8 protein-coding genes are annotated in these 11594 nt (G+C 52.1%); 6 read left to right on the plus strand and 2 right to left on the minus strand.

The genetic code is table 11. The annotated features are described in order from the left end of the window. The first annotated feature begins 67 nt into the window (after positions 1-67). The 3 genes from BGX12_RS16050 to BGX12_RS13310 all read left to right on the plus strand — a co-directional run bounded on the left by BGX12_RS16050 (position 68) and on the right by BGX12_RS13310 (position 5018). Positions 68-1279 (plus strand): type IV pilin protein, encoded by a 1212-nt coding sequence (locus tag BGX12_RS16050; protein ID WP_158278263.1) that lies wholly within the window; start codon positions 68-70, stop codon positions 1277-1279. A gap of 130 nt (positions 1280-1409) precedes the next feature. Next, on the plus strand, positions 1410-3203 hold the full coding sequence (locus tag BGX12_RS13305; protein ID WP_109736538.1) for an ATP-dependent endonuclease: 1794 nt from the start codon (positions 1410-1412) through the stop codon (positions 3201-3203). Positions 3204-3302: 99 nt separating this feature from the next. Beyond that, a complete protein-coding gene (locus BGX12_RS13310) occupies positions 3303-5018 on the plus strand; it encodes a LamG-like jellyroll fold domain-containing protein (protein WP_109736534.1) in 1716 nt (571 codons plus the stop codon). Positions 5019-5075: 57 nt separating this feature from the next. Here the strand turns inward: BGX12_RS13310 and BGX12_RS13315 are convergent, their stop codons facing one another. Both BGX12_RS13315 and BGX12_RS13320 read right to left on the minus strand, forming a co-directional pair. After that, on the minus strand, positions 5076-6683 hold the full coding sequence (locus BGX12_RS13315) for an NAD(P)H-hydrate dehydratase (protein WP_233246398.1): 1608 nt from the start codon (positions 6681-6683) through the stop codon (positions 5076-5078). Between the two features lie 24 nt (positions 6684-6707). Next, positions 6708-7397 (minus strand): porin family protein, encoded by a 690-nt coding sequence (locus BGX12_RS13320; protein WP_109736535.1) that lies wholly within the window; start codon positions 7395-7397, stop codon positions 6708-6710. A gap of 288 nt (positions 7398-7685) precedes the next feature. Between BGX12_RS13320 and BGX12_RS13325 the strand changes: the two genes are divergently transcribed. The 3 genes from BGX12_RS13325 to feoB are packed head-to-tail and all read left to right on the plus strand — an operon-like array spanning position 7686 to position 11245. Beyond that, the gene (locus tag BGX12_RS13325) at positions 7686-8120 is read left to right on the plus strand and encodes a metal-dependent transcriptional regulator (RefSeq protein WP_233246399.1); all 435 of its coding nucleotides are present in this window, start codon (positions 7686-7688) and stop codon (positions 8118-8120) included. Beyond that, entirely contained in the window at positions 8117-8401 is a 285-nt protein-coding gene (locus BGX12_RS13330; protein WP_109736536.1) for a FeoA family protein, read from the plus strand. Before BGX12_RS13325 ends, BGX12_RS13330 begins: the two co-directional genes overlap by 4 nt. Before the next feature lie 9 nt (positions 8402-8410). After that, a complete protein-coding gene (gene feoB / locus BGX12_RS13335) occupies positions 8411-11245 on the plus strand; it encodes a ferrous iron transport protein B (protein WP_109736537.1) in 2835 nt (944 codons plus the stop codon). Positions 11246-11594 lie beyond the last annotated feature (349 nt).

Below are 11594 nucleotides of genomic sequence, written 5' to 3' on the forward strand. Positions count from 1 at the left end.
CATATTATATTTGGAATGTGACGGAAATGTTACGTTAGGGGTTTGGATTGGAACTTTGGGGGTTCTTATGAGGAAGCAGGGTTTCACACTTGTGGAGCTGATGGTGGTAATTACCATCATGGGCATCCTCTCATCGGTTGTTGTTCCGAAGGTGGCTGGCGCCGTGGTGAAGGCCAGGGCTAGCGAGATTTCTCCGGCGGCTATGACTTATACCAAGTTGCAGTCTGCCTACCTGTACGAACACAAGGCTTTTGGCTCCTGGAAGAAGATTGGTTACCAGTCTCCGGGTGGCAAGAAGGGAAGGACGGACACCTTTAAGTACTCCAAGGGTGACGTCACCACCTCCATTAGGGGTAGGAACGTTGGTTCTACCCTGAAGGGGGAGGGTAAAGTGGCCTGGCTGGCCGAAAATCGCGTGGGTCTGGGCAAATGCCATGTGGGTAACCAGTGGCAGATTCGTGTGGTCGCTACTAGCGATACCGAAATCGAATATCGCCCGGAAATCGTGCAATCAAAGACGTCTTCAAGTTGCGTGTCGCTGGCAAAGGACTGGGGCAACTTCGACTTGCAGGCTTCCTTGGTTACGGCGCCCAGCAACTATGCCGGCCACGAACCTTCTTCCAGCGGGTCCGCAATTCCGGGTGGCCCTGCATCTCCGGAAACTCCGGGTGACGAAATCATCGTTGCTGGCGGCAATCCTCCTGCAGGTCCTTCGGGTGGCGAAACTCCGTCCTCTTCCACAGCATCTTCCAGCAGCGCTATCCTGGTTGCCTCGAAGTTTGTGGACGAAGATGAAAAGTGGGAAGAAGAGGATGATGGTAGCTGCGGCGTGATGTACACGTCTGCTGGTAATCGCTGTCCGCCTAGCTGGTGTAAGCTGAATGGCAATGTTGCCCGCAACCATGGTGGTTGGAGCAATGATGGCCATAAGTGGAATGAATGCTATGTGGCTCGCCAGGAACTGATTAGCGAAGCTGCTGAACAGGGTCTTGTAACTTGCAAGAACGAAAAGAACTGCAAGGTGTCCAAGACGTCCAAGGGTTCTACCATCACGATCAACGGTAACAAGATTAGCGTTGCTGACGAAGAGGATGATAGTGAATCTGAAACTCCTGTTACCTACAGCGGCAAGGGTCGAGTCAATGCGGAAAAGGCTCTGGGCGACAAGGTAATGTGCGCCGAGGACAAGAACGACAATGCCTGCAGCAGCTGGCGCCTGGCTAGAGAATGTCCGTATCCCAATAAGGAATACACCCAGTGCTCTAGCTGGAATATCTGATCTTCTTCTCTCTCCTGTAAAAAAGGCTGCTGGGTTTTCCCGGCGGCCTTTTTTTGTGCTTTATTCCAACTTGTATAAAAAATCCCGAGCGGATTATACCCCGACGTGCTTTTTTATATACATTCTTGATATGCAGCCACAAGCATTAAGATTATCTGAGATTACGATTTCGAATCTGCGATCCATTCAGCGTCAGACGTTTCCGCTGAGTGGTTTTACTGCTTTGATTGGCTATAACAATGCGGGTAAGACCAATATCCTGATGGGTATCAGGTGGTTGCTTGCCCATTTTTCCCTGGATATTTCCTATTTCGACGACCCGAACCATCCGGTAGAGGTGGAGGGTGTTTTCGACGGTATTTCCGAACAGGTGCTGGCTCGCCTGGGCGAGGATCTTGCCCAGGAAATCAGCCCGTTCCTGGTAAATGCGGGGCCGAACATTGGACAGCTCCGTGTGAAGAAGGTGCAGCGCATCCCGGGGGAAAATCCGGAGTCTGTGGAATTTTTCGCCTTTGTTCCCAGCAACAAACGTAATGGCGCCAACCGTAAGGAATGGGTCCGGGTGACGGATGGTTTTATGGCGGCCTTTAGTCGTATGTTCCCGGAGTCTATTGCCATTTGGGACTTTGAGGGGAACCAGGCTTTCGTAAAGCTTCTGCATGAGATTTTCAAGCCGCTGGAGCGTCGTTTTGGCGGTGAGATCACCATGCTGCTGGCAAAGTTCAGGGACCTGCTTTCGCCGGATAGTGAAAACCGGGCGGAAGAGATTTCCTCCTTCGACAAGGACGTGAACGAGAAGTTGCGCCCGCTGTTTCCTAGCGTGAAGGTGGAGCTGGATATTCCTGTGCCCACCATGGAAACTTTCCTGAAGAAGGCGAACTTGAAGGTCATCGACGAGGATGACGGTTTTGAGCGTGATATTAACCGCATGGGGGCGGGTTCCCAGCGCGCAATCCAGATGGCGTTGATCCGCTACCTGGCGGACATCAAGAAGCATCATAACAACCACTACCTGAGTCGCACGTTGCTGCTGATTGATTCGCCGGAACTGTACTTGCACCCGCAGGCGGTGGAACTGGTGCGTGTCGCCCTGAAGAACCTCAGTAACGAGGGCTACCAGGTGGTGTTCGCTACCCACAGTGCCCAGATGGTGACCAGCGAAGACGTAAGCACGTCACTCCTGATTCGTAAGAACAAGGAGCGCGGTACCTTCATGCGTAAGAGGATGGAGGACGCCGTTCACCAGGTGGTTCAGGATGCGCCCAGCCAGCTTCAGATGTTGTTCAGCCTGAGCAACAGTAATGAATTCTTGTTCGCGGACTATGTGCTCCTGACGGAAGGTAAAACGGAACTTCGTGTATTGCCGGCTTTGTTCGAGCGAGTCACGGGGCAAAGTTTCGCATTGATCAAGTGCGCCCTGGTGCGTCAGGGTGGGGTAAGCAATACCCGCAAGAGTATGCAGGTCCTGGGTGCTATGGATATGCCTGTCCGCGCCATTGTGGACTTGGATTACGCATTCACGACGGCGACTCATGACGGGTTCCTGGATTTCAACGATCCGGATATTCGCTACTGTCAGAACTTGTTTAGGGAACTGGCGTTCCAGCACCACATGCGTCTGGTCAATGGGCTGCCTGTAAGTAAACACAGTAACACCACCGCCGCCCAGGCCTATGCCATGATGGCAGCCATGCCGGAGGCGGAACGTCCTATCCGGAGCATTCACGCAAAGCTTCGCAGCCAGGGTATCTGGGTGTGGACCAAGGGCGCCATCGAGGAGCATTTGGGTCTGGAAGCCAAGAGCGAGGCTGCCTGGAGCAAGTTCATCGAACGGAGTAAATCTCCCAATTTCACCAAATCCTTGCCGGATTATGCCAGCATCGAGGAACTTTGTCGCTGGATTATCGAGGGAGCCCACGGTTAGGGCGGCTAGCTTCCCGTAATGTGTTGTCTATGGGCAACGATTTGTAAATAAATCGTTGTTTAGAACTTTGGCGACGTTGTTATATTTATATTAGTGGTGATGATTTTGGATATTGCAAAGCGACGTTTTGCGACTTTTGGGGTCGTACTGGCCAGTTCTCTGGCTGGACTTTTGGGGTGTTCCGAAAGTAATGTCGCTGGCAATAGCGCTGAAACCGGCTCTCCGGAACTGGCTGGCGTTCTCTATCTGGATGGCGGCAAGCCCGCCGCAATGGCCCGGGTGCAGTGCGTTCCTTCCGGATATGATTCCCGAAAAGACTCCCTTCCCAGTGCATTTGTGACGACTACTGATGAATCCGGCTCCTACTTGCTGGATTCTGTCCCGTCGGGTATGTATTCCCTGGAAGCCTTTGAGCCTGAATCCGGCAAGATGCTTTTGCTGCAGGGGATTGAAATTCCGGATAGCGGTAAGGTGGCCATTAGCGATACCTTGCTTTCCGCTGGCTATTTCGCCGTGGACCTGGATGACGAATCCCTGGATGGTTCTGTAGGTTCCGCCCTGGTGCCTGGAACCACGATCCTTCGCCCCTTCAAGGTGGAAGGTTCCCTGATTGTGGTGGATTCCCTGCCTGCGGCGTCCATGGACTTGATCCTGTATTTTGATGATGGCAGTGAGGCCTATCGCTTTGATGTGGATGTGCCAGCAGCCGATACTGCGGTTATCAGGCTGGAACATGATTCTGCGGTGGTAGATACTGTTATCCGCCGTTTTGTGGCGCCTTTGGCATGGCCTGCAGGTGCCGATACTTCCATGGGGACTTATTCCAGCGATATCCCGTTGGCAATTCGCCTGGATAGCGCCAATTGCGACTTCGAGGATTTTGAAAATCTCCAGGGCCGCTGGGAGGCGTTCCGCCTTTCCACCGATGGAACTCGCTCCGCCTCCCTGCCTATTTCCCAGAGTTATTTTGATATCAAGGAACAGCGTGCCCTGTTCTGGGTTCGTGTGGATTCCCTGAATGTGACGGATTCCCTGGAACTGGTGTTCAATACCAGCAAGCCTTCTGTTTACGCCCAGGATGTGTTCCCCACAAGCCGCATGTATACAGCGGTCTATCACTTTGATGGTGACCTGGAAACGGTGGCCGATGAAGCGGAAAAGCAGAATTATGTTGGCACGGGTGTTGGCCTGAAGGCTACGGTAGGTGTCCTTGGCCAGGGGGCTTTATTTGATGGCGAAAGCTATATGACGGTGGAAAATTCCGCCGCAACGGATTCGTCTCGAGTGAGTGACTTGAATTATATTGGGACTAACTTCTTTACTTTCTCCTTGTGGGTAAAACTGGATGACGTCAAGACTTCCCAGACCATATTTGCAAAGAGTGACCGCCAGTACGATTTGCGGTTTGTCCCGGATTCCGGATTTGTAATTAACTTCTACCATAGGGCAGAGGCTTTCAAGGGCGGTGCAAACGATACGTCCAACTACAAGTTGGTGAAGTTTGGTGGCGCTGACCAGGTGAAGGCCGGAGAATGGGTTTTCGTCTGCATTAGCCGTGGCGAAAAGATCAATATGTTCGTCAACGATCATAAGGTGGAACAGGTGACGGTCATGCTTTCTTGGGATGGCAAGGCTGGAACTGATTACGATTTCGAGGTGGGCCGCATGAATGGTGGGGCCGGACCTAGCCATTATTTCAAGGGTTCTATGGATGAACTCTTTGCTGCAGGATCATCCCGTCAGGATTCCTGGATGCTGACGACTTACTTGAATCAGAGACCGGGTAGCGAGTGGCCTAAGGTCATCGCGAAATAAAAAAGATGCTGACTTTCGTCAGCATGACAAGCTGATGCTGAAACAAGTTCAGCATGACTAGCAGAAGGCTTTGCCTAGATTTTTAATGACATCGCTGGGGAGCATGGCGTAGGGCCCCATCTGCTCGCGGGTAATGCGGCCTGCTTTCTGATGGATGAGTGCTCCGAGTACCGCTGCTTCGGGGGCGGGAACGCCCTGGGAAAGCAGGGATACGATAATGCCTGTGAGGACATCGCCGGAACCGCCCTTGGCAAGGCCGGAGTTGCGGGCGGGTATGATGAATACGCGGCCGTCTGGCGTGGCGACGTAGGTGGGGGAGCCTTTCAGCAGGATCACAAGGCCGAACTGTGCGGCCACCTGCTTCAGGTATTCCGGATAGTAGCTTTCGCTGGAGGGCAGCGGGCCGAAATTGCGTTCCCATTCACGTTTGTGCGGGGTGATGATGGCTTCCTTGGGGCAGTCGTCCATACAGAAGAAAGAAGACCCGCAGGCATTGATGGCGTCTGCGTCAATGACCACCGGGAGCTTTAGACCCGAAAGGAAGATTCGGATGGCGTCCTGGGTTTCCAGGTCTGTACCCATGCCAGGCCCGATGGCTACCGCGTGCTGGTAGCGGGCTACATCCTGCAGCTGCATGATGTGCATCATGGAAAGATGCTGGCTGTCTGCGGATCCAAGCCCACAGAAAACGGGCTCGGAAAGTTTGGTCTGCAGTACCGGCAGGATTGATTTTGGGGCGGCTAGCGTGACGAGGCCTGCGCCGCTCCTGAGGGCGGATTCCGTGCACAGCGCGGCGGCACCTGTCATATTGGCGGAACCAGCAATAATCAGCGCACAGCCCTGTGACCGCTTTTCGCCGGCTTCGTTTCTTGTGGGCAGGAGCTGTTCAATCAGGCTTTCTTCCGCAAGGTACAATCCCTGATCGTAGCGGCGGATCAAGTCATCCTGATAGCTCAGGGGCGCAATGGTGACGTTGCCGAAACAGCGGGAACCTTCCTGGGTGTAGGCGTCCAGACGGGGGAGGCCAAACAGCATTGTTTCCTTTGCCTTAATGCTGATTTCGCCTGTATGATGATAAGAGGAGTCGTATCCGGTGGGAGCATCAGCGGCAAGGACCGGAATGTTCCAGCTGTTGATGGTCTGGACCACCTGTGCAAATGCTGGACGAAGTTCGCCGGAAGCGCCGTTCCCCAGCATACAGTCTACCACCAGCTTGAAGGTGGGCGTTGCGGGAAGTCCTCCTGCTACACTTACCAGGGATCCGCCGTTTGCCACCAGATCGTCGTAGGCAAACTTTGCCTCGTTCTTGAAAGTTTCTGCCTTGGTCAGGGAGTATACGACACAATGGATTCCGTTTTCCAGCAGCAGCTTGGCGAGAACAAGACCGTCGCCACCGTTGTTGCCTCCGCCAACGAAGATCGCTACAGACGTGCCGTAGGTTTCTTGAGGCAGCAATTCACGGACCCTTCTGTAAAGGGCGTCACCGGCCTGAAGCATCAGTTCGTAGCCGGCATCGACGGGGGAGTTGCCTGGCATTATACCTGCAGCACCAAACCCGTTGTTCCTGCTGTTGAATGTCTTTGTGTCGTTATCCAGGCTGCGCATTCCTTCGGTAGAAAGAATGGGCCTGCAAAGATCCAGAGCGGATTGCCTAAAAACTCCCATGTGTTCCCTATGGATCAAAAAATACTAGATGAACCAGTAGCTGACACCGGCCTTGAACTTCAGGTTCTTGGCACCGGCCATGTCGATAGAGGACCAGCCCTTGGACTTGCTGGGATCCTTGCTGAAGTCGTCATCCCACAGGTAGTCTACATCCGGGAAAAGTTCGGTCAAGCCCATGTATACGCGAAGGTCGAAGAAGAAGCCTTGAGCGATCTGTACGCCTGCGCCTACGGCAATGCCGAATTCAAAGAATGTCTGGTCAAAATCTTCGGGAAGGTTGGATCCTTGAACGCGAATCTTGTTGTCGCTGGAAAGGTTCAGTCCCAGCTGGGGGCCGAAGGTTGCATAGAATCGGTCAGCCACGACGCCGCGGAGCATCAGGGGAATTTCCAGATCCATGCGGGTGTAGCTACGGAGTGCGTTCAAGTACTTGTGCTCGGTCTTGATGTAGGCGAAGTTGAATTCCGGAGCGAAGTAGAAATTGTTCACCAGCATGACGCGGAGCATTAGGCCTGCGTCAAAGCCGAGACCGGAGGGGCTGCCGTCTACATCGTCATCTTCGTCGTCCATGCCGTAAATCATGCCGTAGTCAAATGCCACCTTGGCGCCTACGCCTACAGGGGACTTTTGCTTGGATGCGGCTTGCTCGCCTTCCTGTGCGAATGCGGAAGCGGCGAGGATGAGAGAAAGAATAATGGCGTAAAGGTTCCTCATGGGATCTCCTAATATAAATGCCTGTTCAATTCGTTTTTGTAAGATAAATGTAGCAAATGAGCGGGTGTTTGGCTATTCAATGTCGACGCAGGACGGTTCGTCCCGTGCTGAAAATAAAAAAATTAGCTTCCGCTAAAAAATTTTAGCCTAATTTAAGATTTTAGCCTTGACTAATTAGCCGAGGTTAACTAAATTTAGTCTCGCCTAACTCAATTAGGCTTGTCTAAACATGGCTGGCGCGCGAAAATGCCGTGTTTAAGCAACGTTCGAACTAAAAAAGAGGTAACAATGGAAAACGAACACGTAAAACTCAGTCAGAGTTTGGAAGATTACCTGGAAATGGTGCATATGCTACGCCTGGCCCATGGAATCGCCCGCGTGAAAGATATTGCCGCTTCCCTGCAGGTGAAGATGCCCTCTGTGGCAAAGGCTATTCTGGAACTGAAAAAACTTGGCTTGGTGACTCAGGAACCTTATAGTGGTATCGAATTGACAGAGGCTGGCCAGAAGGCTGCCGCTGACGTACTGAACCGCCATATTCTCCTGAAAGGATTTTTAATTCGTCTCGGTGTTTCCGAAGCCATTGCCGATAAGGACGCTTGTTGCATGGAACATATCCTGTCGGCAGAGACTTTGTCTAAAATTGAAGACTTCATGAAGCCTTCTGAATCAGTGATCACGACTGTCAAAAAGTTGAAGGTCGCAAAGGGTAACAAGAAATGAGCTGTAATTGCGGCTGTGGCTGCGACGGAAAATCCAAGAAGTGGAACGTCGAGCCGAAATTCTCTGAACTTAAAAAGGGCGACAAGGTGGAAATCGTCGGCTACAACGATGGCGATGCCCGCTACAAGTCCAAGCTTTTGTCCATGGGTCTCGTCCGCGGCGTGACCTTGGAAGTGATGCAGATTGCTCCCCTGGGCGATCCCATTGAAGTAAGTGTTCTGAACTACCGCCTTTCTCTTCGTAGGGAAGAAGGCAATGTGTTGAATTTGAAGAGAGTTTAAGAGAATATTATGTCACCGAAACCGTTTACAATCGCTATAGCAGGAAACCCGAACTGCGGTAAGACTGCTCTGTTTAACGCCCTTACGGGCTCCCGTCAGAATGTGGGTAACTGGCCCGGCGTTACTGTGGAAAAGAAAGAAGGATTTTTCGACCTGGGATCCCGCCACATCCGCGTGGTGGACCTTCCGGGTACTTACGCCATCTTTGCAAACTCCGAAGACGAGCGTGCCGCTGTTGACTTTTTGCTGACCCGTGAAGCGGACTTGATTGTAAATATTGTGGATGCTTCCAACATCGAACGCAACCTGTTCCTCACTTCCCAGCTGGTGGATATGCAGCAGCCTATGGTCATTGCTGTGAACATGATGGACATTGCAGAAAAGCGCGGCCTCCATATCGATATGGAAGCTCTTTCCAAGCGTTTCGGTGTTCCTGTAGTTCCTCTTTCTGCGGTGAGCGAAAAGAGTGTTACCAATTTCATTAGCCAGATGGCCCATGTGATTTCTAGCCAGTTCGCCCTGCCGACCGCCTTGACCTATGGCGAAAAGGTGGAAACTGTCGTTAAGGAATTGGAACCTCAGGTTGAACCTGTTGCAAAGCTTTTGGATGCGGATCCTCGTTGGGTCGCCCTTATGTACCTGGGCAACGAAAAGAGCTACGCCGACAAGTTTGTCGAAGCTGGCGTGACTTTGGACAAGGCTGCAATCACTGCAAAGCTGGGCGAAGAATCTGAATTTGTTCTGGCTGATGCCCGCTATAGTATGGCCCATGATGTTGCCGGTGAAGTGATTGTTGGTGACCGCTCCAAGAAGACTTTCTCCGACAAGTTGGATTCCGTTCTCTTGAATCGCTGGCTGTCGCTGCCCATCTTTATGGTGGTGATGTACCTGGTGTTCTGGGTTGCAGTGACTATTGGTAGTGCTTTCATCGATTTCTTCGATGTGCTCTTCGGTGCTATTTTCGTTGATGGCCTGGGCTACTTGCTGGGTGACGTCATTGGCGCACCCGCCTGGATTACCGCTATTCTCGCCGACGGCGTTGGTGCAGGTATCCAGACCGTGTCTACCTTTATTCCGGTCATCTTCTTCATGTTCCTGTGCCTGACTTTTTTGGAAGATTCTGGCTACATGGCTCGCGCCGCCTTCGTGGCAGATCGCTTTATGCGATTCCTGGGCTTGCCCGGTCGTGCCTTTGTCCCCATGATGGTGGGCTTTGGTTGCGGCGTTCCCGGCATTATGGGCTCTCGCGTTCTCGAAAGCAAGCGCGAACGTTTCCTCACTATTTTCCTGGTGCCTTTCATGAGTTGTGGCGCTCGCCTTCCGGTGTATGCCTTGTTCGCAGCAGCCTTCTTTGGAAAACAGGCAGGAACCATTGTGTTTGCCCTCTACCTGGTCGGTATTGTTTTCGCCATCGTTTATGGCTTGTTCCTGAAGAAGTCCCTCTTTATGGGCCAATCCAGCAACTTTGTGATGGAATTGCCTAACTATCACTTGCCCAAGTTGAAGTCCCTGCTGATCCATTCCTGGCTGAAGCTGAAGGACTATGTGCTTCGTGCCGGTAAGGTGATTACCATTGCTGTGGCTGTCCTTGGTTTCCTCAACGCTTTCGGCTATGTGGATGGCAAGTTTACTGCCGGCAACGCAGACTCTGAAAATAGCTTGCTTTCCTCCGTAGGCAAGACCATTACTCCGGTGTTCGAACCCTTTGGTGTCGAAGAAGACAACTGGCCTGCATCCGTTTCCCTCTTTACCGGATTGCTGGCTAAGGAAGCTGTCATCGGCACTATGAACTCTCTGTACTCCATGGCTCCGAAGAGTGAAGCGGTGGAAGGCCCTCAGGCTGAACCCGCTGCACCTTCTGAAGCCGCAGAAATTGTCGCTGAGGAAGCCCCGGCTGTTGAAACCGCTCCCGTCTCTGAACCTGCCCCGTCACCAGAAGGAGAAACTGTGGCTGTTACCGACAGCACTGCCCCGGGTGTCATTCTGAGCGAAGGCCCCGCCGCACCTGGTGTCATTCTGAGCGAAGGCGTAGCCGAAGTCGAAGAATCTAGCGGTGAGGCCGCATCAGAATCTGCCGCAGAACCGACAGCCGAAACCGTTGCCGTCGCAGAACCCGCCGAAGAAGAAAAGCCTCTCATCGCAGGTGTTGACGAATGCCCTGCAGAAGAAGAGGAAGATGGTGCTCCTGATCTTAAGGCAGCATTCATTGAAGCTGTCTCTTCTATCCCTGCAAACCTCAGCGAAGTCTTTGGCTCTCTTACGGACATCCTGGGAACCTCTGGCGAACTTGAAGCCCAAAGCGCTGCAGAACTGAAGAAGGAAACCTTGGATAAAATTCAGGAAGCCAAGGTCTTGACCTGCGAAGAATACGCCGCTATCGAAACCTTCGGCGAAGAAGAAGATGACGAAAAGACCCGCGAAGAAGTCTTTGCAAAGCTTGCTGCTGCAGGCGTTGAACTTGACGAAGATGCCATGGGCGCTCTTGAAGAAGGCGACCTCAGCGAAACTGCCGATATCTACGCTAACCTTCGCTCCTACTTCCATAATGGCGGTCACGACGGGTTCAACTGGCAGGTGTTTGCCTTCCTGGTATTCATCCTGCTGTACGTGCCTTGCTTGGCTGCCATGGGCGTTGTGGTTCGCGAAATCGGCCTGGGTCTTGGCGTGCTGATGGCGACTGTTCAGACGATCCTTGCTTGGGCCATTGCCGTACTTCTCTACCAGATTCCTGTGGGCGGAAGCACCGGCTGGATTGTCACGGCAGTGATTGTCCTCATTGGTACTGGAATCTTCCTGAAACTCTTCGGTATGAAGGCCAATAAGGAAAAGAGATTCGAGGATTAAAGTCCTCGTGTCATTCTGAACGAAGCGCAAGCGGAGTCGAAGAATCTAGCAGATTTCTTAATTCAAAAACGTAAATCGGGGCCGTTGGAACGTGTCTCCTCCAACGGCCCTAATTTACAAACTCGTAGTTAGTCTAGTCTAATAAAGTTTACTTAAGCTAAAAATAACTGCACGGCGATTATCCATTAGATGATGGCAATGCCCGGCACAGCCTTTAAAGTTTATAACAAAAAGAAAAAGGAAAAATAATGAAAGGCGAATTTAAGTCGCCAAGTAAATTTGTTTAACTTGCCTAGAAATATACTCTAATGGGGTGAGAAATCCAAGTCGTTTTCTCGGCCGATTGTTC

The sequence above is a fragment of the Fibrobacter sp. UWR4 genome, assembly GCF_003149045.1.
In the GTDB taxonomy this organism is placed as follows: domain Bacteria; phylum Fibrobacterota; class Fibrobacteria; order Fibrobacterales; family Fibrobacteraceae; genus Fibrobacter.

Coding starts and splice junctions, on each gene's coding strand:
- BGX12_RS16050 (WP_158278263.1), top strand. CDS start 68: ATGAGGAAGCAGGGTTTCACACTTGTGGAGCTGATGGTGGTAATTACC.
- BGX12_RS13325 (WP_233246399.1), top strand. CDS start 7,686: ATGGAAAACGAACACGTAAAACTCAGTCAGAGTTTGGAAGATTACCTG.
- BGX12_RS13305 (WP_109736538.1), top strand. CDS start 1,410: ATGCAGCCACAAGCATTAAGATTATCTGAGATTACGATTTCGAATCTG.
- BGX12_RS13310 (WP_109736534.1), top strand. CDS start 3,303: ATGATTTTGGATATTGCAAAGCGACGTTTTGCGACTTTTGGGGTCGTA.
- feoB (WP_109736537.1), top strand. CDS start 8,411: ATGTCACCGAAACCGTTTACAATCGCTATAGCAGGAAACCCGAACTGC.
- BGX12_RS13320 (WP_109736535.1), bottom strand. CDS start 7,397: ATGAGGAACCTTTACGCCATTATTCTTTCTCTCATCCTCGCCGCTTCC.
- BGX12_RS13315 (WP_233246398.1), bottom strand. CDS start 6,683: ATGGGAGTTTTTAGGCAATCCGCTCTGGATCTTTGCAGGCCCATTCTT.
- BGX12_RS13330 (WP_109736536.1), top strand. CDS start 8,117: ATGAGCTGTAATTGCGGCTGTGGCTGCGACGGAAAATCCAAGAAGTGG.